General features: G+C 67.9%; 17 protein-coding genes. 8 read left to right on the forward strand and 9 right to left on the reverse strand.

Features of this window, described 5'->3' with window-relative positions:
- Positions 1–9: 9 nt before the first annotated feature.
- From AC07P1_RS03460 to AC07P1_RS03470, 3 genes are all read left to right on the forward strand, one after another.
- Positions 10–1,737 (forward strand): DUF3443 family protein, encoded by a 1,728-nt coding sequence (locus AC07P1_RS03460; RefSeq protein ID WP_494694506.1) that lies wholly within the window; start codon positions 10–12, stop codon positions 1,735–1,737.
- A gap of 194 nt (positions 1,738–1,931) precedes the next feature.
- Entirely contained in the window at positions 1,932–4,028 is a 2,097-nt protein-coding gene (locus tag AC07P1_RS03465) for a bifunctional 2',3'-cyclic-nucleotide 2'-phosphodiesterase/3'-nucleotidase (protein ID WP_494694507.1), read from the forward strand.
- 16 nt (positions 4,029–4,044) lie between these two features.
- Positions 4,045–4,794, forward strand: coding sequence for a tetratricopeptide repeat protein (locus AC07P1_RS03470; RefSeq protein WP_494694508.1), 750 nt, complete (start codon positions 4,045–4,047; stop codon positions 4,792–4,794).
- Between the two features lie 177 nt (positions 4,795–4,971).
- On the opposite strand, the gene coaD is transcribed toward AC07P1_RS03470, so the two are convergent.
- From coaD to AC07P1_RS03500, 6 genes are all read right to left on the reverse strand, one after another.
- On the reverse strand, positions 4,972–6,120 hold the full coding sequence (gene coaD, locus AC07P1_RS03475; protein ID WP_494694509.1) for a pantetheine-phosphate adenylyltransferase: 1,149 nt from the start codon (positions 6,118–6,120) through the stop codon (positions 4,972–4,974).
- A gap of 31 nt (positions 6,121–6,151) precedes the next feature.
- Positions 6,152–7,525 (reverse strand): ATP-binding protein, encoded by a 1,374-nt coding sequence (locus AC07P1_RS03480; protein WP_494694510.1) that lies wholly within the window; start codon positions 7,523–7,525, stop codon positions 6,152–6,154.
- A 14-nt stretch (positions 7,526–7,539) separates the two neighbouring features.
- Entirely contained in the window at positions 7,540–8,199 is a 660-nt protein-coding gene (locus tag AC07P1_RS03485) for a response regulator (protein WP_494694511.1), read from the reverse strand.
- A 63-nt stretch (positions 8,200–8,262) separates the two neighbouring features.
- A complete protein-coding gene (locus AC07P1_RS03490; RefSeq protein ID WP_494694512.1) occupies positions 8,263–9,792 on the reverse strand; it encodes a DegQ family serine endoprotease in 1,530 nt (509 codons plus the stop codon).
- A 213-nt stretch (positions 9,793–10,005) separates the two neighbouring features.
- On the reverse strand, positions 10,006–10,464 hold the full coding sequence (locus tag AC07P1_RS03495) for an Hsp20 family protein (protein WP_090314987.1): 459 nt from the start codon (positions 10,462–10,464) through the stop codon (positions 10,006–10,008).
- Positions 10,465–10,478: 14 nt separating this feature from the next.
- Positions 10,479–10,676 carry a hypothetical protein gene (locus AC07P1_RS03500; protein WP_494694513.1) on the reverse strand — a complete coding sequence of 66 codons (198 nt, stop codon included), beginning with the start codon at positions 10,674–10,676 and terminating at the stop codon, positions 10,479–10,481.
- A gap of 237 nt (positions 10,677–10,913) precedes the next feature.
- Here AC07P1_RS03500 and AC07P1_RS03505 point away from each other — a divergent pair, with 237 nt between their 5' ends.
- The 3 genes from AC07P1_RS03505 (at position 10,914) to AC07P1_RS03515 (ending at position 14,206) form a co-directional block, all read left to right on the forward strand.
- Positions 10,914–12,794 (forward strand): M61 family metallopeptidase, encoded by a 1,881-nt coding sequence (locus AC07P1_RS03505; RefSeq protein ID WP_494694514.1) that lies wholly within the window; start codon positions 10,914–10,916, stop codon positions 12,792–12,794.
- A gap of 82 nt (positions 12,795–12,876) precedes the next feature.
- Positions 12,877–13,827, forward strand: coding sequence for a sensor domain-containing diguanylate cyclase (locus AC07P1_RS03510; protein WP_494694515.1), 951 nt, complete (start codon positions 12,877–12,879; stop codon positions 13,825–13,827).
- A gap of 31 nt (positions 13,828–13,858) precedes the next feature.
- Positions 13,859–14,206, forward strand: coding sequence for a hypothetical protein (locus AC07P1_RS03515; RefSeq protein WP_494694516.1), 348 nt, complete (start codon positions 13,859–13,861; stop codon positions 14,204–14,206).
- Here the strand turns inward: AC07P1_RS03515 and AC07P1_RS03520 are convergent, their stop codons facing one another.
- The 3 genes from AC07P1_RS03520 to imuA form a co-directional block, all read right to left on the reverse strand.
- On the reverse strand, positions 14,207–14,974 hold the full coding sequence (locus AC07P1_RS03520; RefSeq protein WP_494694517.1) for an alpha/beta hydrolase family protein: 768 nt from the start codon (positions 14,972–14,974) through the stop codon (positions 14,207–14,209).
- Positions 14,975–15,103: 129 nt separating this feature from the next.
- On the reverse strand, positions 15,104–16,582 hold the full coding sequence (locus AC07P1_RS03525) for a Y-family DNA polymerase (RefSeq protein WP_494694518.1): 1,479 nt from the start codon (positions 16,580–16,582) through the stop codon (positions 15,104–15,106).
- Entirely contained in the window at positions 16,515–17,240 is a 726-nt protein-coding gene (gene imuA / locus AC07P1_RS03530; RefSeq protein WP_494694519.1) for a translesion DNA synthesis-associated protein ImuA, read from the reverse strand. Before imuA ends, AC07P1_RS03525 begins: the two co-directional genes overlap by 68 nt.
- A gap of 137 nt (positions 17,241–17,377) precedes the next feature.
- Between imuA and AC07P1_RS03535 the strand changes: the two genes are divergently transcribed.
- A complete protein-coding gene (locus tag AC07P1_RS03535; protein ID WP_494694520.1) occupies positions 17,378–18,649 on the forward strand; it encodes a putative Na+/H+ antiporter in 1,272 nt (423 codons plus the stop codon).
- Between the two features lie 122 nt (positions 18,650–18,771).
- Positions 18,772–19,776, forward strand: coding sequence for an alpha/beta fold hydrolase (locus AC07P1_RS03540; protein ID WP_494694521.1), 1,005 nt, complete (start codon positions 18,772–18,774; stop codon positions 19,774–19,776).
- Position 19,777 lies beyond the last annotated feature (1 nt).

The raw sequence follows: 19,777 nt of genomic DNA on the forward strand, positions 1-19,777 counted from the left end.
GACCGGCGCATGAGATCACCCCAGCACGGCGCCGGCGCGCCCCGGACCGCCCGCCTGGCCGGCGCCCTGCTCTGCCTGGCGCTGGGCGCCTGTGGCGGCGGTGGGGGCAGCGGCAATGCCGGCACCCCCACTGCCGCCACCCCGGTGGTGAGCATCGGCGCCACGCCGACGGCTACCACCGTCGGCCAGGTCGTCACCCTGAGCTGGAGCGTGAGCAATGCGCCGGCCGCCGGCTGCGTTGCCGCCGGCGCCTGGAGCGGCGCGCGCGCGGCCAGCGGCACGCTAACGGTCACCGCCGGCGCCGCCGGCACGGCCAACTACACGCTCACCTGCGGCGGCGCCAGTGGCACCGCCGCGGTGGTCGTGAGCACCCCGCCGCCGGCCCCCACCGCCAATCTGGCCCTGGCGCCGGCCAACATCAGCACCGCCCAAACCTCGGTGCTGAGCTGGTCGTCGGCCAACGCCACCGGCTGCGTGGCCAGCGGCGCCTGGAGCGGCGCCCGGGCCGCGTCCGGCGCGGTGACGGTGACCCCGGCCGGCGCCGGCAACTTCACCTACAGCTTGGCGTGCAGCGGCGACGGCGGCACCGCCAACGCCAGCGCCGCGCTGAGCGTGACGGCGGCGCTGTCGAACAGCACCACCATCAGCGTCGACAGCGGCCCGGCCGGCGTGGGCGGCGTCATCAACGTCCCCTACGTCACCGTGACGGTGTGCCGGCCGGGCACCGCCACCTGTCAGACGGTCGATCACGTGATGCTCGACACCGGCTCCTACGGCCTGCGCCTGCTGGCGTCCGCGCTCGACACGGGCCTGGCGCTGCCGGCCGTCAAGGCCCCGTCCGGCGCCAACGCCGCCGAATGCGGCAAGTTCATCAGCGGCTACACCTGGGGCGCGGTGCGCCGGGCCGACGTCAAGATGGCCGACGAGGTGGCCGCCGGCATCCCGATCCAGGTCATCGGCGACACCGGGGCCGGCTACGCCGCCACGCCGGCCGACTGCAGCAGCGCCGGCAACAACCTCGGCACCTTGGCCGCGCTGGGCGCCAAGGGCATCCTCGGCGTCGGCCTGTTCAAGCAGGATTGCGGCGCCGCCTGCGCGCGGGCGGCCATCGCCGGCACTTATTACGCGTGCGCCGGCGGCGCCTGCACGGCCAGCGCCATGCCGCTGGCGTCGCAGGTCGTCAATCCGGTGTCCGCCTTCGCCGTCAACAACAACGGCGTGCTGGTGAGCCTGCCGGCGGTGGGCGCGGCCGGCCTGACGTCGGTCAGCGGCACCTTGATCTTCGGCGTCGACACGCAAGCGAACAACACCATCGGCGGCGAGACGGTGTTCACGACCGACGGCGGCGGCGACTTCAGCACCACCTACAAGGGCAAGACGTACGGCTCGAGCTTCATCGACAGCGGCTCGAACGGCTACTTCTTCACCGACGCGACGATCCGCACCTGCTCCGGGGGCGACTTCTTCTGTCCGGCCGCGACATTGGCGCTGAGCGCGACCAACAGCGCCGCCGACGGCAGCGCCAGCGGCGCGGTCGCCTTCAACATCGTCAACCTGGTGCAACTGGCGTCGACCGTCCAGGCCGCGCAGGTGGGCGGCCCGCTGACGGGCATCTCCAGCGCCGGCAACGGCGACACTTTCGACTGGGGCCTGCCGTTCTTCTACGGGCGCCGCGTGTTCGTCGTCATGGAGGGCGCCACGGTCAACGGCAAAACCGGCCCGCTGTGGGCCTATTGACCCAACAGCGGGGTCAGTGCCGACATTCGGACACGTGCTGATGCGTGATACGGCTGCGCCTGTGTCCGAATGTCGGCACTGACCCCGGGGTTTGGGCCGGCAATTAAATGCGCAAACATTAACGCTTGTCACAGCGCGGTCATGTAGTTTCGTTAAAGTCGCCACCTTGATTTTTATACATTTTCGAGGGTGCGATGAGAACGAATTCGGTGATGGCGGCGGCGTTGGTGGCGGCGGGCGTGGTCGGTTGTGGCGGCGAGTCCAATCCGGCGCCGGCCGTTCCCGAAGGTAGCACCGTGACCCTGGCGTTGATGGAGACCACCGACATCCATGCCAACGTGATGAGCTATAACTATTACTCGCTGGCCGAGGACACCAGCCTGGGCCTCGAACGCACCGCCACGCTCGTGGCGGCCGCCCGCGCCGAGACCCCCAACAACGTGCTGCTCGACGACGGCGACACCATCCAGGGCACCCTGCTGGGCGATTTACAGGCCGTCACCAAACCGATCCCTTGTTCCGAGACGATGGCCGTGCACAAGGCCATGAACGCGATGAAGTACGACGGCGGCGGTTTCGGCAACCATGAGTTCAACTACGGCTTGCCGCTGCTGAGCCAGATCACCAACACCGACTTCGGCATCCCCGGCGTGGCCAAGCCGGGCGGCACCTGCGGCGCCCCGGCCTTCCCGCTGACCTTGACCAACGTCACCGGCGTGGCCAGCGGCAAGCCGATCGTGCAACCGTATGTCATGCTGCCGCGCACCTTCTCGGCCACCGCGCCCGACGGCGGCAAGTTCGACGTCAAAATGAACATCGGCCTGCTGAGCTTTGTGCCGCCCCAGATCCTCGAATGGGACCAGAAGAACCTGGCCGGCAAGGTCGCCGTCACCGGCGTGCAGGAGGCGGCCAAGCAATACGTGCCCGAGCTGCGCGCCAAGGGCGCCGACCTGGTCGTGGCGCTGTCGCACGGCGGCCTCGATCCGGGCCCGTACAGCCCGAAGATGGAGAACGGCAGCTACCACCTGACCACCACCGGCATCGACGCGCTGATGATCGGCCACTCGCACTTGATCTTCCCGAAAGGCAAGGAGCCGGGCGCCGCCGCCCTGGACGCCTCGTTCGCCGCCTTCCCGGCCAGCGCCAAAATCGACGCCGTCAACGGCTTCGTCAACGGCGTGCCGACCGTGATGGCGCAAAGCTGGGGCCGGCGCCTGGGCATCATCAAGATGACCTTGGCCTACACGGGCGGCAAGTGGGTGGTGCAGCCGGCCAGGACGACGGTCGAGTCGCGCGGCTTCAAGTACTCCGACGGCGCCACCATCGTCAAGGCCGATCCGGCCATCGCGCCGCTGGTCGCCGCCGAGCACGCCGCCACGATCGCCTACGCCAGGCAGCCGCTGGGCGTGGCGACCGACTTCGAGATGTCGGCCTACTTCGCGCTGGCCGGCGACGTCAGCGCGATCCAGCTGGTCAACCAGGCGCAGCTCGACTATGTGAAAAAATTCATCGCCGCCAGCACCGATACCACCCTCGCCAGCTACAAGAACATTCCTGTGATCTCGTGCAGCGCGCCGTTCAAGGCCGGCCGCAACGGGCCGTCGGACTTCACCGACGTCGCGCCCGGCGCCAGCGCCGCCGCGCCGATCGGTCTGCAGGTGCGCAACCCGGGCGACCTCTACCTGTACAGCAACAACAACCTGCAGGCGGTCAAGATCAAGGGTTCCGACTTGAAAGCCTGGCTGGAGACGGCCGCCAAGCAGTTCGGCCAGATCGACCCGGCCAGGACCTCCGAGCAGGACCTGGTGCCGAGCTACGGCACGATCTATAACTACGACGTGTTCTATGCCGAGAACAACGCGCTGACGTACCAGATCGACGTCACCAAACCGGCCGGCGCGCGCATCGTCAACCTGACCTACCTGGGCAAGCCGGTGGCCGACGGCGACGACTTCATCGTCGCCACCAACGATTACCGCGCCGGCGGCGGCGGCGCCGTGCCCGGCATCGACGGCAGCAAGACCATCATCAAGTCGCCGGACGCCAACCAGACCGTGGTGAGCAACTACCTGGCGGCGCTGGGCGCGTCGACCGGCAAGGTCACGCTGGCCGACAACGGCAGCGCGCGCAGTTGGAGCTTCGTCAAGACGGCCACGGCCGGTCCGGTGATCCTGCGCTCGGCGCCCGGCCACCTGGCGCTGGCGAAAAGCAGCGGCATCACCGCCGTCACCGCCGAGGGCGCGCTGGACGCTAGCGGCTTCGCCAAGTACACGATCGATCTGAGCAAATAAACCGGGGAGCGCGGCGATGAAAAAACCTTCGATGACGATGGTGGCGGCGGCGCTGGCGTCGGCGCTGCTGCTCGGGACCCAGGCGTGCCGGATCCAGCGCGATCCGCCCGACGCGGCGCAGATCGAAACGGTCGGCATGAAGGCGCTGCAGCAGGCCGACGCCGGCGCCGAGCGCAAGCTGATGGCGTGGGCCGGCCAGCACATGCCGGTGGCCCAGCGCGAGCTGGCGCTGTTGTACAAGACCCGGCCGGACCAGCGCGCCGAGGCGCTGAAGCTGTTCGAGCAGGCGGCGCGCGGCGGCGACATCGAGGCCGCTTTCCAGCTGGGCGAGCTGTTGCGGCTGGGCGTGGCGGCCGGCGTGCCCGCGCAACCGGCGGCGGCCGCGCCGTGGTACGCGCTGGCGGCGCAGCAGCGGCACGCGCGGGCGGCGCTGGTGCTGGGCCAACTGTACAAGAACGGCGACGGCGTGGCGCGCGACGACCAGCTGGCCGCGCGCTGGCTGGCGGCCGCCAGCGAAGGCGGCAACGCGCACGCGATGTTCCTGCTGTCGTACTTCTATAGCGAGGGGCGCGGCGTGGCACGGGACCCGGCCAGGGCGCGCGCATTGCTGGAGGAGGCGGCCGAGCACGAGTACCCGCCGGCGCTGCAGGAGCTGGCGATGACGGTGCAGCTGGGCGACGCCCACAGCGCCAGGGACGAGCGCCGCGCCGGCTACCTGCTCAAGGAGGCGACCGAGCACCGCCGCAACAACTGGAACCGTTTTTGATCGCGGAGCAAGTGCCGCGACATAAACCACGAAAACACGTAGGGCGGATTAGGCGGAACGCCGTAATCGGCCATTTTTGAGCCGCCGACGGCGCCACCATGGCCGATTACGCTGCGCTAATCCGCCCTACGTGGTTCCGAGGTTGGCACCGGACCCGGGCCGTTTCAGGATGGTCCGCTAGCCGGCGTCGAGCGCCGCCATCTCGCGCCGCATGTTGTCGATGGCGCGCTCGTTGTAGGTGTCGGCGAAGTAGGCGTTGCCGAACAGCTGGCCCGCCTCGGCCTTGCGGCACAGGTGCGCCAGCGCGCCGCCCCGGTCCTGGCGGTATTTGACGTCCGGCAGATGGCTGTATTCGCGCCGGATGCCGCGCGCGTAGTTCTGGTAGACCTCGTCGTCCTGGCCGAGGATGGCCAGGTCGACGCTGAGCATGACGTCCTTGAGCCGGTGCGTGATCGATGCCTCCTGGAAGTGGTCGGTGGCGCGTATCAGTTGCGCCGTGTCGTCCATCTCCTGCGCCAGGTGGCTGCCCAGCCACAATTGGGCGCTGGCCTCCTCGTTGGTCGGCTCGCCCGCCCCGCCCCGGTGGCCGTACTCGGCGTCGTGGAACCAGAACGCCTGCTTGACGATGTCGACGTCGGCCGGCTCGGGGCCGGTGTTGGCGGCCCAGGCGCGGATCTCGCACAGGCCGTGCACCAGGTGGTCGAGGTTGTGGTAGTGGCGGTCGGCGCCGCCGTAGGCGGTGGCGCCGGTCAGGCGCACGAACCATTGGTCGGCGTGGGCGATGGCCGGCACGTCGGCGTGGGCGTAGTCCCACAGCGTTTCCCATTCCTTGCGCAGCCAGCTGAGCACCCAGGCGTGGTAGGCCGGGCCGGGCACGAATTTCTTCATGATCCAGTTCCAGCCGATCGGCCCCTCGAGCGCCTTGACGAAGCTCGAGCTGACCGAGCCCAGGTCGCGCGGCGGCATGACGAAGATGGTCTTGGCGCCCTGCAGCACGTCGACGTTGGTTTGCTGGATCAGGTTTTCATAGTCGAAGTCGGCCGTGGTGCGGATGCCGCGGATCAGGCAGTCGGCGCCGTGCTTCTTGGCCGCGCGCGCCGTGTAGTCGCCCTTGACGATGACGACCTGCACGTTGTCCCAGCCCTGCTCGGCGCAGCTGAGCGCGATGATGCTCTTGCGCTCCTCGGCCGTGAACTTGGGTTTCTTGGCGGTGTTTTCGGACAGGAAGACCACCACCTCGTCCGCGATCGAGCGGGCCTCGTTGATCACCCACATGTGGCCGTTCGTGATCGGGTCCAGCGTCCCCGAAAAGCCGATCTTCTTCATACGCCGCTCCAACCTGTGTCAAAGGGGCATTTTAGACCGGAGTGGGCGTCGCAGTCTCGGGAAAATCGACTTTGACCTTCAAGCCGCCCAAACGCGCGGACTGGTCGAGGGTGAGCACGGCGCCGTGGCGCTCGGCGATGGACTTGATGATGGCCAGGCCCAGGCCGCTGCCGCCGGCCGCGCTGCCGGGCACGCGGTAGAAGCGGTTGAACACGCGCTCGCGCTCGTCGGCGGGGATGCCGGGGCCGGAATCCTCGACGCTGAGGACCACCCGTCCCGGCGCCGACTTGCTGCCCGGCACGCGGCGCAGGTCGAGATCGACCGTGCCGCCGGCCGGCGTGTACTTGATGGCGTTGTCGACCAGGTTGCGCAGCAGGATGATGAGGGCGTCGGGCTGGCCGTCGACGCCGGCCTCGTCGGCGTGGTGCAGGCCGAGGTCGATCTGGCGCGCCTGCGCCAGGCCGGCCATGTCGCCCAGGGTGCGCTTGACCAGGTCCGACAGGCTGAGCGCCTCCATCCGCGTGTCGTCGACCGAGCCCTCCTGGCGCGCCAGCACCAGCAGTTGCTCGACCAGCCGGGTGGCGCGCTCGATGCCGGCCGTGACCCGGCCGATGGCGACGTTGCGCGCGGCCTCGTCCTGCGCGCGCCCCAGGCTGAGCACCTGGAGTTTGAGCGCGGCCAGCGGCGAGCGCAGCTCGTGGGCGGCGTCGGCGACGAAGTGCTGTTGCGCCTCGAAGGCGGTGCGCACGCGGCCGAACAACAAGTTAAGCTCGTGCACCAGCGGCAGCACCTCGTCCGGTAAATCGTTTTCCGACACCGGCGACAGATCGTCGGCCTGGCGCGCGGCCACCTGGCGTTTCACGCGCGAGACGGGCGCGAGCGAGCCGCTGACCACCCACCACACCACCAGCATCAAAATCGGCGCCATGACGGCGATCGGGCCGACCGTGCGCAACGCCAGGGTGCCGGCCATGCGCTGGCGCACCGCCATGTCCTGGGCGACCTGCACCGTCTGATTGCTCGTTTGCACGGAGAAGATGCGGTAGGTGGTGTTGTTGGCCTTGACGTTGGAAAAGCCCAGCACGGCGCGCTGCGGCAGCGCCGCGCGCGACAGCGAGCGGAACACCTGGGCGCCGTCGGGCGTCCACACCTGCACCACGAGGTCGTCGTTTTCGGGGTCGGCCACGGCGTCGGCGGCCTTGTTGGTCAGGGTCGCGCTGGAACGCAGCGACATGGCCATTTGTTGCATGTGATAGTCGAAGATCTGGTCGGCGTCGCTCAGCGCGCTGCGGTAGGCGATCAGCGCCTGGGCGATCGCCGCCATGGTGATGGCCGCCAGCAGAAACCACAGCAGCCTGCCCCGCAGCGAGTGCGTGACCACCGGCACCCGTGGCAGCGAGGGCATTTTCACCTTCACCTTCATAGCTTGGGCACCATGTAGCCGAGGCCGCGCACGTTCTGGATCAGCTCGGCGCCGAGCTTTTTGCGCAGGCCGTGGATGTAGACCTCGACGGCGTTGCTGTTGACCTCGTCCTTCCAGCTGTACAGTTTTTCCTCCAGCTGGTGCCGCGACAGCACGATGCCGGGGCGGGCGATCAGCGCTTCGAGCACGGCCCACTCGCGCGCCGACAGGTTGACCTGCTTGCCGTCGGCGAACACTTCGCGCGTTTGCGGATTGACCGAGACGTTGCCGTGTTCGAACACCGGCTCGGCGCGGCCGGCCGAGCGGCGCAGCAAGGCGCGGATGCGCGCCAGCAGCTCGTCGAGGTCGTAGGGTTTGAGCACGTAGTCGTCGGCGCCGGCGTCGAGGCCGGCGATGCGCTGCTCCTTGGCGTCGCGCGCGGTGGCCACCAGCACCGGGGTCAGTTCCTTGCGCGCGCGCATCGAACGCAGCACCTCCAGGCCGTCCTTGCGCGGCAGGCCCAGGTCGAGCAGCACCAGGTCGTAGGTTTGCGTTTGCAGCGCGGTGTCGGCCATGTCGCCGTCCTTGACCCAGTCGACCGCGTAGTGTTCGGCCCGCAGCAGGTCGAGCACCACTTCGCCGATCATCGTGTCGTCTTCCACCAGCAGAAGTCGCATAGTGTGTTTCCTTTCTTGTTATTGTCGAATTCCGCCAGGGGTGTTGCACATTGCCGGCCCGGATCAGCCCAGTCGCACCGGGATGAAGATTCTCTCATCTCCGCGCTGGATCAGCAACGCCACCGACTTGCCGGACTTGTCGACCACCTGGCGCACCTGGTCGACGGTGTTGACCGCCAGGCCGTTGACCGACAGCAGCACGTCGCCCGGCTGGATGCCGGCGTTGGCGGCCGCGCCGCCGGCGTCCTCGATCACCAGGCCGCCGGGAATGCCGGACTGGCGTTTTTCCATCTGGTCGAGCGGACGCAGCGACAAGCCCAGTTTCAGCCTGGCGGTGGACTGGTCGGGGCGGTCGAGGGCGACGGCGGCGACCTTGTCGTTGGCGTTGCCCAGGGTCGCCGTCAGCGGCACCAATTTGCCGTTGCGCCACACCTCCAGGTTGATCTTCGAGCCCGGCTCGGCCAGGCCGACCATGGCCGGCAGGTCGATCGAACTGACGATCTTCTGGCCGTTCATCGTGCGCACCACGTCGCCCGGACGCAGGCCGGCCTTGTCGGCCGGGCCGCCGCGCTCGACGTTGGCCACCAGCGCGCCCTCCGGCGTGGCCAGGTTGAACGACTCGGCGAAGCTCTGGTCGATCTCTTGCACCGTCACGCCCAGCTTGGCGTGTTCGACCTTGCCCTTGGAGACGATCTGGTCCTTGATCTTGGTGGCGACGTCGATCGGGATCGCGAACGACAGGCCCTGGTAGCCGCCGGTCTGGCTGTAGATCTGCGAGTTGATGCCGACCACCTCGCCGCGCGTGTTGAACAGCGGCCCGCCCGAGTTGCCGGGATTGACGGCGACGTCGGTCTGGATGAACGGCACGTACGAATCGTCCGGCAGGGTGCGGCCCTTGGCGCTGACGACGCCGGCGGTGACGGTGTTGTCGAGGCCGTATGGCGAGCCGATCGCCAGCACCCACTCGCCCACCTTCAGGTTGTCGGTCTTGGCCAGCGGCACGACCGGCAGGTTCTTGGCGTCGATCTTGAGCACGGCGACGTCGGTCTTGGGATCGGAGCCGAGCACCTTGGCGCGGAATTCGCGGCGGTCGGTGAGCTTGACGACCACCTCGCGGGCGTCGCGCACCACGTGGGCGTTGGTCAGGATGATGCCGTCGGCGCTGATGATGAAGCCCGAGCCCATGCCGTGGGTCGGCATGTCGCGCTGGCCGCGCGGCTGCTGCTGGCCCTGGAAGCGGCGGAAGAATTCCATGAACGGGTCGTCGCCGAAGGCATCGCCGCGCCCTTGCGGGCCGTTGCCGTCGTACGAGGTCTTGACGCTGCCGGTGACGTTGATGTTGACCACGGCCGGCCCGTTGTGGGCGGCCACGACGCTAAAGTCCGGCAACGAGATGCCGGGCGCCGGCACGGCCACGGGCGCGGCCTGGGCGGCGGCGGGCGCAGCGGCGACGGCGACAGGAGCGCCGCCGGCGGCCGTCGCGCTGTTCTGGTGGACCACCACCGCACCGCCCGCGCCGATCGCGGCCAGCACGGCCACGGCGGCGACTGCGCGCTTGGCGGTCTTCGATCCGGACGAAGTAGTTTGGGACATATGCACTCCTGAATTGAATGAGGTTTTGTAGATGTATTCAATATGAGGCAAAAAACTTAGACGCCACTTAACATATGTTATCGATACAAATTCTTACAAACAATATTATTTAGACAAGATCAGGGGCGGGCGCGACGGACGTGCAACTGGCCGGATAAACCGGCCAGTTGGTCCTACTCGCGTGCCACCGAAGGCGCGCACCCTACAACCGGATTACGCCGCCTGGCGTTGCTCCAGAGCCGCGACGTTGTCGCTGCCATCGATGACGATTTTACGCGGCTTGAGGGCTTCCGGAATCTCGCGCACCAGTTCGATGGTGAGCATGCCGTTGTCGAAGGACGCGCCGGTCACTTTGACGTGGTTGGCCAACTGGAAGCGCTGCTCGAAGTCGCGCGCCGCGATGCCGCGGTGCAGATAGGTGCGCTCGGTGGCGTCCTTCTGCTTGCGGCCGACAACCTGCAGCGAATCGCGTTCGAAGGTGATGTCGATTTCCGACCGGTCGAAACCGGCGAGCGCCATCACGATCCGATACTTGTCTTCGGAGACCAACTCGATGTTGTACGGTGGGTAGCTTGGTGCGGAATCTCCCCGCTGGGCATCGTTCAGCAGTTGTGCCAGACGATCAAAACCGATAGCGGAACGATACAGAGGAGTGAGGTCAAAAGTACGCATGATAAATATCCTTTTCAAGTTAAGCGATATGGAAGCGTGGCCCCCATCTGGGCGACCACTGAGTCCGATATAGGTCGTTTTCCGGGGCTTTCAAGGCCTTGAAAAACGCCTTCAACATCCCCAGCGGCCCACTTTTTTGAAAAATTTTTGGATTTTTTTCGTTTGCCGGCCACCCTGCCAGGCGCCAGCTTCGCGGTCACTGTGGATTTCATTCGATTTCCTCTTCTATTTTGTTCTGCTTTCCTCTAGTTAGACCTGCTAAGTCGCTATCGGTTCTCGAGCCGAAAGAAGCAGAGAAAAATAGAAGGAAAGAGACGTCGAAATCGAAGACTTCCTACAGGGGACCGTGGGGGCATACCCCTCCATGTATTCCCGGAGCATTTGCCAACTTGCCCACGTGCTAAACTCTTTCTCTTGCCCAACCTTTCAACCTTTTTTCACGCCGCCCCATGTCCCCTACCCGTGCCGCACTTGCCGTCCTGTTGGCCACCGCCTTCAGCGCCCAGGCAGAAACGATCTCCGAGCAGCCCTACCCGGGCACCATCGTGCTCAAGGTCGACGCCAGCAACTTCGCCCAGCAAATCTTCCGCGTGCGCCAGACCATCCCGGCCAAGCCCGGCAAGCTGACCTTGCTCTACCCGCAGTGGGTGGTGGCCAACCACGGCCCCAGCGGCGCGCTCAACCAGTTCGCCGGCCTGAAGGCCAGCGCCAACGGCAAGCCGCTCGACTGGAAGCGCGACCCGCTCAATGTGTGGGCCTTCGCCATCGACGTGCCGGCCGACGCCAGCGCCGTCGACGTGGAATTCCAGTACCTGTCGCCGATCGAGGCCAACCAGGGCCGCACCACCTTCACCGCCGACATCCTGGGCGTGCAGTGGCAGTCGCTGGCGCTGTATCCGGCCGGCTACCGCAGCCGCAACATCACCGTGCAGCCGAACCTGACCGTGCCGCCCGGCTGGCAATTCGGCAGCGCGCTGGAGACGGCCGCGCGCAACGGCGACGAGATCGCCTTCAAGCCGCTCGACCTGGAAACCCTGCTCGATTCGCCGCTGTTCGCCGGCCGGCATTTCCGCCGCGTCGACCTCGATCCGGGCGCCAAGGTGCCGGTGCACCTGAACATGGTGGCCGACAGCGCCGAGCAGCTGGCGGCGACGCCGGAACAGATCGCGCCGCACCGCGCGCTGATCCAGCAAGCTTATAAACTGTTCGACTCCAAACACTATCGCCACTACGACTTCCTGTTCGCCATCAGCGACGAATTCGGCGGCATCGGCCGCGAGCACCACGAGTCGAGCGAGAACGGCGTCAAGCTGGGCTACTTCACCGAATGGGCCAAGTACGAGGCGCGGCGCGAGCTGCTGTCGCACGAATTCGTGCACTCGTGGAACGGCAAGTTCCGCCGCCCCGACGGCCAGGACGTGCCCAACTTCAACACGCCGCTCGACAATTCGCTGCTGTGGGTCTACGAGGGCCAGACCCAGTACTGGGGCGCGGTGCTGGCCGCGCGCTCGGGGCTGATCAAGCCGGAGAACACGCGCGACCTGCTGGCCGCGTCGGCCGCGCGGCTGGACAACGTCAAGGGCCGCGAATGGCGCGCGGTGCAGGACACGACCTACGATCCGATCGTCAACGCCCGCCGCCCGCAGGTGTGGAACAACTGGCAGCGCGGCGAGGACTACTACCAGGAAGGCCAGTTGATCTGGCTCGACGCCGACACCCGCATCCGCGAGCTGTCCGGCGGCAAGCGCTCGCTCGACGATTTCGCGCGCGCCTTCTTCGGCGTCGACGACGGCGCCCGGGTCGCCAAATACTATACGTTCGACGAGCTGGTGGCGGCGTTGAACGCGGTGCAGCCGTACGACTGGGCGGCGTTCCTGCGCAGCCGCGTGGACGGCCACGGCCCCGGCGCGCCGCTCGACGGCCTGGCGCGCGCCGGCTGGAAGCTGGTCTACGCCGAGCAGCAAACCCCGTTCCTCAAGGCCCAGGAGGAGCTGGCCAAGTCGGCCAACTTCCAGTATTCGCTGGGTTTCTCGGTGGGCGCCGAAGGCAAGCTCGAGGCGTTCATGTGGGAAGGCGTCGGCTTCAAGGCCGGCATGTCCGGCGGCTCGACCTTGCTGGCCGTGGATGGCCGCGCCTACAAGCCGGAAGTGCTGCGCGCGGCCGTCACCGCCGCCAAGGACGGCAAGCAGCCGATCCAGTTGCTGGTCAAAAAGGGCAATCTGTACCAGACCTACGCGCTCGACTACCACGGCGGCCTGAAGTACCCGCGCCTGGAACGCATCCCGGGCACGCCGGACCGGCTGGAAGCGATCCTCAAGCCGCTGAAGTAAGCCGCCCACGGGATGGCGCCGGCGTGTTTTTCCGGCGCCATCCCGGGTTATACTGGCGCATCCCCCTTCGCGATGGATGCCCATGACCGACCGCCCGCAAAGCGCCGCTTCGAGCACCGAACCGCCGCCCGCTCAACCGCAGCCGGAACTCGAACGGCTGCGCGCCTCCGACCGGGTGTTCCAGGCCCTGCTCGACCACGCGCCGGTGCTGATCTCGACTAAGGATTTGCAAGGCACGGTGCTGATGGCCAACCGCCATTTCGACATCCTCGACGGCTACGATCCGGACAAGTTCATCGGCGCCAACATCTTCACCCTGTTCCCCCGCGACATCGCCGAGCAGCTGTGGCGCAACGACCGCCGGGCCGCGCTGGAACGACGCGCGGTGCACGAGGAGGAATCGGTCTACCACCGCGACAAGACGCTGCACACCTACATGACGGTGAAATTCCCGCTGTTCGACGACGACGGCGAGGTCTACGGCACCTGCGCCGTCTCGACCGACATCACCGAGGCCAAGGCGGCGCAATACGACAGCGTCACCGACGAATTGACCGGTCTGAAGAACCGGCGCTACTTCAACATCCGCTTCACCGAGGAACAAAAGCGCGCCCACCGCGACCGCCGCATGTTGACCCTGCTCTTGATCGACGTCGACCGCTTCAAGCAGTACAACGACACCTACGGCCACCCACAGGGCGACCAGGTGCTCAAGGCGGTGGCCGACACCATGCGCCGCTCGCTGAACCGGCCGGGCGACCTGTGCTTCCGCATCGGCGGCGACGAATTCGCCTGCCTGTTCGCCAGCGGCGGCCCCGACGAAAGCGCCGCGCTGGCCGAGCAGATCCGCGCCGGCGTGGCCGCGCGCATGATCGCGCACGAGGGCAACCCGCCCGGCGGCCACGTGACGTTGTCCCTGGGGCTGGCGTTCATCGACCCCGACTCCACCTTGGGCCAGGGCGCCATCTACGAGCTGGCCGACCAGGCGCTGTACCGGGCCAAGCACAAGGGCCGCAACACCGTGTCGCGCTGAAACCCCGGGCCGTTTGGTGTATGCTGGCGGTATGAACAAAGACACCGACATCCAACTGAGCGGCCCCTTCAAGGCCACCGACGGCTCCGGCCGCGCCCACGACGCCAAGGCGATCCGCATCTTCGACGAAGGCTACGGCGCCATCGACGTCTACGTCGATTTCGCCGGCTCGATCAGCGGCCTGCACAAGGACAAATCCCTGATCGACGCCGTCGTCGCCCAGCTGCGCACGGTCGGCTACAAGGGCCCGGCGCTGACGGCCGGCGACCCGGTGCTGCAGGAAAGCAAACTGCTGGTGCTCGAATCGCCCGACGCATTCAACACCTTCGCCGCCGGCAAGGGCTGGAAAGACCTGGCCGAGGAATTCGGCGACGAATAATCAAGCGAGGTAGCGCCCGCTCCAGACGGCGATCAGGTCGGCCACGTAGACGGCGTCCTCGCGCCGGGTCAGCAGGTGGTCGGCGCTGTCGAGCGAGACGAAACTTTTCGGATGCTTGGCGGCCGTGAAGATATCGACCGCGTTGCTGATCGGCACCGTGTCGTCGCCCGGCGCGTGCATCACCATCAGCGCGCGCCGCAGCGCCGCGATCTTGCCCTTCAAATTATGTTCGCCGGCGTCCTCGACGAATTGCCGCTTGATGCGGAACGGCCGCCCCGCCAATTGCACCTGCGCCTCGCCGTCGCGCGCGATCGCGTCCAGGTGCGCGCTGAACAGGCCGGTCACATGCGACGGATCGCTGGGCGCGGCCACGGTGACGACGGCGTTTACTTCCGGCATCCGGTCGGCGGCGGCCAGCACGGCCGCGCCGCCGAGGCTGTGGCCGATCAGCAGGCGCGGCGCCGCGAAGTTATCGCGCAGGAAGTCGGCGGCGGCCACCAGGTCGGCCAGGTTGGACGAGAAATTGGTGTTGGCGAACTCGCCCTCGCTTGCGCCCAGGCCGGTGAAGTCGAAGCGCAGCACGGCGATGCCGTGGGCGGTCAACGCCTGGGCGATGCGGCTGGCGGCGAACACGTCCTTGCCGCACGTGAAGCAGTGGGCGAACAAGGCGTAAGCTTTGATGTCCGCATTGTCGCCATCGGGCGCGTCGAGGCGCGCGGCCAGCCTGGCGCCGTCGGCGCCGGGGAATTCCTGTCGTTGTGATCGCATGTGGGCTCCCTGGATGAGTTCCCCCAAGAATACATGAAAGACCATTGAAACACGTAGGGCGGATTAGCGGGCGAGGCCCGCTAATCCGCCCTACGCGCCTCCGCGATTTTCAGCATTCAACATGTTGTCTCACCCGAACAAACCATGCAAATACCAGCGCGTGACGGCCTCGGCGTCGCTGCCGCCGCGCTCCCGGTACAGCCAGTAATGCGCGTGGTCCTGCCCCTCGGCCATGAAGTAATCGCGCGTCTGCATCTCGCCCCACCAGCCCGCCTCTATGCGCTCGCCGGTCGACACGATCTTCAACGGCGACCCGTAGAACGGCCGGTGGTCGCGCATCAGCAGGGCGATCGGCTTGGCCAGCAGCCACGCCGGGCGCGGCAACCCGGGCATGTCCGGCGGCAGTTGCGCGCGGACATCGGCCGGCCGTATTTTTTCGTGCGCGCCGACCCAGGCGTTGGCGTGCTCGGGCCGATAATCGGCGCGCGGCGCCGCCCGCAGCACGTTCTCCGGCCCCAGCCGCGCGGTCAGCAACTCCAGCAGGCGCTGCCAGTCCTCCTTGCTGCCGCCCGGCTCGGGGAACAGCGATTCGCTCGGCGGCGCCATCGGCCGCACCCGCGGCGCCTCCAGGCACAGGCCGATCACCGGCGCCTCCAGCGTCTGCTTGGCCAGGCGCTCCTTGAGCAGGCGCACCAGATGCTCGTCGCGCCACGTCGGCTCGGCCAGCACCACCTCGATCGCGGTCGGCGGCCGCGCCACCCGGCCGCGCTCGTGCTCCATCAACAAGACGATGCGCTCGACGGCGAACTGGTGGGCGCTGAGCCACCCGGTCAGCTGCAGCAGCAGCCGGTGCGCGCCGAACAGCAGCGCCTCGGCGTTCTCGACGCGGTCGAACAACTCCAATTTGGCGCGGAAGCCGGCCGGCGCCGCCAGCCACTGGTGCATTTCGGGCCGCTCGCCGTGGGCGTCGTCGAGCATGTCGAGCAAGGCGCGTCCGCAGCGCCGCTGCAGGCCCGGACGCGGCAGCGCGCGCGCCGCGCCCACGGTCAGGCAGCCGATGCCCTCCAACCAGCCCAGGTAGGGCCGCGCCGGCGGCAGCAGGTCCACCGGCAGACGCGCCAGGCGTCGCGCCATCGACGCCACCGTCAGCGCCCGCCCGGCGTCGGCGCGCGCCAGCAGCCAGGCGCCGCGCGCGGTCGGCGCGCAGGCGAGCGTGGCGGTGAAACCGAGCGCGCGCAGGCTGGCGGCGATTTGCCGGCACAACGAGCGGATGCCGCCGAACAGGCGCAGGCTGCCCCCCACGTCGAGCAGCAGGGTCGCCTCCTCGGCCGGCGCCAGTTGCGGCGTGAATTGCAGCAGCGCCATCGCCACCGCGTCTAGCGCCTCGGCCTCGCGCCGGGGCGCGCGCTGCTGGAAGCGCGCGTGCGGCGCCAGCATCAGCGCGCCGCCGCGCCGCATGCCCGACTCGACGCCGGCCGCGCGCGCCGCCGCCGACATCGCCGCCACCCGCTCCTGCTCGAGCACGACGGTGCAGTTGTCGTCAGACCAGCGCGGGCAAAACACTTCGAGCGGCAGCCGGGGCAGGTGTAGGGCGATCCAGAGGCGCATGGCGTTGTAGCAAAGAAGGGGTCAAGGGGAGGAACAAGGGGGCGTCGCGCCGCGGCCCGCGCCGCTTGACGAAACCGATGTCGACGCCGCCGGGCGCCGCCGTCAGCGACAGGCGCAGCGGCGCCGGCGAGGCGTCCTGCGCCGCCGCCAGCGGGCGCAACATGCAAAACAGGGTGTCCGCGCTTTGCGCGGCCAGGTGCAGCCGGCGCAAGGTTTCGCCGCGCGCGTGGTTCTGCCACAGCAGCAGCGCGCCGCAACAGCCGCTGCGCAACACCTGCTCGGCCGCCCACAGGGCGTCGCCGCCGCTTTTGCCGCCGGCCCCGGCGCGTATCCAGATCAATTGCGACGGCTCGATCCCCAGCGCGGCCAAGGCCAGCGCCTGCGGCGCGTGCGGCGGCTGCAACAGCACGATGGGGCGCTTGCCCAGCGCGGCCAGCGCCGGACGCAACAAGCGCAACTCGCCGATGCCGTGCTGCTGCAGCAGCAAGTCGATCAAGGTGCCCAGCGGCCAGCCACCGCCGGGCAACTGCGCCGACAGCGCGGCGAAGCCGGTATCGACGCAGCGCGTGGCGCTGTGCGCCAGTTGCGACGCCCGCCATAGCGAGGGATGGACGGTTTCGGGCGCGGCCAGGGCCGTGGTGGTTGCGAAAGGATTCATGAGGTCACCGGCGCATTGTAGCGCAAATACTGTATAAATACACAGTACTATTTCACCCCCGTTTTGGCAAGGCCGAATTTGTTTGGCGCGCGGCATGCTGTAACATGACACCAAGGAAACATCACCAGGACAATATTTTGCACACAATACAACTGGTCGGCGCGGTCATTTTCGGCCTCGCCCTGCTCCACACCTTCACCGCCAAATCCTTCGACGTGCTCGCGCGCCGCCATCCGCGCCACGCCGGCCTGTTCCACCTGCTGGGCGAGGTCGAGGTCGTGTTCGGCTTCTGGGCCTTCATCCTGATCGCCGCGATGGCCTTGCTCGACGGCCCCGACGCAGCCGTCGCCTACGCCGAAACGCGCCACTACACCGAGCCGCTGTTCGTCTTCACCGTGATGGTGGTGGCCGCGTCGCGCCCGGTGCTCGACGTCGTCCGGCGCGTGTTGCGCACCCTGGCCAGGCTGCTGCCGGTGTCGACCGACCTGGCGCTGGCCTGGTTCGGCCTGGCGCTGGTGCCGCTGACCGGCTCGTTCATCACCGAGCCGGCCGCGATGACCCTGGCGGCGCTGATGCTGGCGCCGCTGATCTTCCGCCAGGGCATGCCGGAATGGCTCAAGTACGGCGCGCTCGGCGTGCTGTTCGTCAACGTCTCGATCGGCGGCACGCTCACCGCCTACGCCGCGCCGCCGGTATTGATGGTCGCCTCCACCTGGCAATGGGACAGCGCCTACATGGCGAGCCACTTCGGCTGGAAGGCGGCGCTCGCCGTCGCGTTCAACGCCACCGTCGTCGGCGTCCTGCTGCGCCCGCACCTGCGCGCACTGGCCGCCGCCGCGCCGGGCGCGGACGCGGACGCGGCCGATACACCGCTGCCGGTGCCATGGCCGGTCACCCTGATCCATCTGGCCTTCCTGGCCGGCGTGGTCCTGCTCGGCCACCATCCGGTGCTGTTCCTCGGCCTGTTCATGCTGTTCCTCGGCTTCACGTCGGCCTACCCGCGCCACCAGAGCCCGCTGATCATCAAGGAAGGCTTGCTGGTGGGCTTTTTCCTGGCCGGCCTGGTGGTGCTCGGCGGCATGCAGCAATGGTGGTTGCAGCCCATCGTCGAGAGCCTGTCGCCGCTGGCCTTGTTCTTCGGCGCGCTGGGGTTGACGGCGATCACCGACAACGCCGCGCTGACCTACCTCGGCTCGCTGATCGTGGGCATCTCCGAGCAGTCGCAATACATGCTGATGGCCGGCGCGGTGGCCGGCGGCGGCCTGACGGTGATCGCCAACGCGCCCAATCCGGCCGGCGCGTCGCTGCTGCGGCGCGGCTTCAACGACGAATCGATCGGCGCCGTCGGCCTGCTGCTCGGCGCGCTGGGCCCGACCATCGTCGCGGCGGCCGCGTTCCTGCTGCTGTAGGCCGGACGGTGCCGCCTGGCGGTACTTGTCAAAAAATGATGCCCGATCGTTAAAATGATTCTAATATCTAACTTCCAGGGCGCAACCTTGCCGCCCGCCAACTGTTAGGGATGGCATCGATGATGAAAACAACACCATGGGTCGGCCTGCTGCTGGGCGCTGCCGTCTGCCTGCCGTCGTTCGTCCATGCGGCCGAGGCGCGGGCGACCGACGGCGCCTTCGCCAAACCGCAGCTGCGCGTCGACATCGGCGGGCGCAAGCTCAATTTGCACTGCAGCGGCAGCGGCAAGACCACCGTGCTGTTCGACGGTCCGGCGGCCGATGCCGGATGGGCCTGGTTCAGGGTCCAACCCGAGGTGGCCAGGCACACGCGCGCCTGCGTGTACGACCGCGCCGGCTACGGCTTCAGCGACCCGGCCAAGCGCCCCAACACGTCGCAAAACGTGGCCGAGGACCTGCACAAGGGCCTGGCCGCCGCCGGCGTCAAGCCACCGTATCTACTGGTGGGCAACTCGATCGGCGGCGCCAACGCGCAGGTCTTCGCCTACCGCTATCCGGGCGAGGTCAAGGGCATGGTATTGGTCGAGCCGCAGACCGAGGACGAAACCGCGCGCACCAACCAGGCCTCGGGCGGCATGATCGACAAGGTCTACGCGATGGTGGCCGGACGTAACGCCGAGTGCCTGCGCGAGGCGGGCAAAGGCTTCAAGCCGGGCGGCAAGGCGATGGCCGACTGCATCGGCGATCCGGCCGGCTTCTACGGCCCGGTGCTGGGCCCGCAGGTGCTGGCGGCGATGAAGAAGAAGTCGTACTGGAGCACGGTGGTGGGCGAATACCAGGGCTTCGGCGCCAGCGACGATCAGTTGCGCGCGTTGCGCAAGCCCTTCGGCGACCTGCCGCTGCTGGTGCTCACGCGCGGCGTGAGCCCGTACGCCATCCCCGGCAAACCGCAAAGCGCCATCAACAAGGCGATGGAGGACGAGAACGAAAAGATGCACAAGGAGCTCGCCGCGCTGTCGACCAAGGGTACGCAACGCGTGGTGCCGGGGGCGGGGCACAACATACAAAGCGAGCAGCCGGCCGTCGTGACGGCGGCCGTGCTGGAGATGCTAAAACAGATCGACTAGA

The organism is Duganella sp. GW821-FHT07F09 (assembly GCF_059418705.1).

Bases quoted from the DNA above. Each gene is read 5' to 3' on its own strand.
- coaD (WP_494694509.1), bottom strand. From the start codon at position 6,120: ATGAAGAAGATCGGCTTTTCGGGGACGCTGGACCCGATCACGAACGGC.
- AC07P1_RS03490 (WP_494694512.1), bottom strand. From the start codon at position 9,792: ATGTCCCAAACTACTTCGTCCGGATCGAAGACCGCCAAGCGCGCAGTC.
- AC07P1_RS03525 (WP_494694518.1), bottom strand. From the start codon at position 16,582: ATGCGCCTCTGGATCGCCCTACACCTGCCCCGGCTGCCGCTCGAAGTG.
- AC07P1_RS03485 (WP_494694511.1), bottom strand. From the start codon at position 8,199: ATGCGACTTCTGCTGGTGGAAGACGACACGATGATCGGCGAAGTGGTG.
- AC07P1_RS03515 (WP_494694516.1), top strand. From the start codon at position 13,859: ATGAACAAAGACACCGACATCCAACTGAGCGGCCCCTTCAAGGCCACC.
- AC07P1_RS03470 (WP_494694508.1), top strand. From the start codon at position 4,045: ATGAAAAAACCTTCGATGACGATGGTGGCGGCGGCGCTGGCGTCGGCG.
- imuA (WP_494694519.1), bottom strand. From the start codon at position 17,240: ATGAATCCTTTCGCAACCACCACGGCCCTGGCCGCGCCCGAAACCGTC.
- AC07P1_RS03460 (WP_494694506.1), top strand. From the start codon at position 10: ATGAGATCACCCCAGCACGGCGCCGGCGCGCCCCGGACCGCCCGCCTG.
- AC07P1_RS03510 (WP_494694515.1), top strand. From the start codon at position 12,877: ATGACCGACCGCCCGCAAAGCGCCGCTTCGAGCACCGAACCGCCGCCC.
- AC07P1_RS03520 (WP_494694517.1), bottom strand. From the start codon at position 14,974: ATGCGATCACAACGACAGGAATTCCCCGGCGCCGACGGCGCCAGGCTG.
- AC07P1_RS03505 (WP_494694514.1), top strand. From the start codon at position 10,914: ATGTCCCCTACCCGTGCCGCACTTGCCGTCCTGTTGGCCACCGCCTTC.
- AC07P1_RS03480 (WP_494694510.1), bottom strand. From the start codon at position 7,525: ATGCCCTCGCTGCCACGGGTGCCGGTGGTCACGCACTCGCTGCGGGGC.
- AC07P1_RS03540 (WP_494694521.1), top strand. From the start codon at position 18,772: ATGAAAACAACACCATGGGTCGGCCTGCTGCTGGGCGCTGCCGTCTGC.
- AC07P1_RS03465 (WP_494694507.1), top strand. From the start codon at position 1,932: ATGAGAACGAATTCGGTGATGGCGGCGGCGTTGGTGGCGGCGGGCGTG.
- AC07P1_RS03495 (WP_090314987.1), bottom strand. From the start codon at position 10,464: ATGCGTACTTTTGACCTCACTCCTCTGTATCGTTCCGCTATCGGTTTT.
- AC07P1_RS03500 (WP_494694513.1), bottom strand. From the start codon at position 10,676: ATGAAATCCACAGTGACCGCGAAGCTGGCGCCTGGCAGGGTGGCCGGC.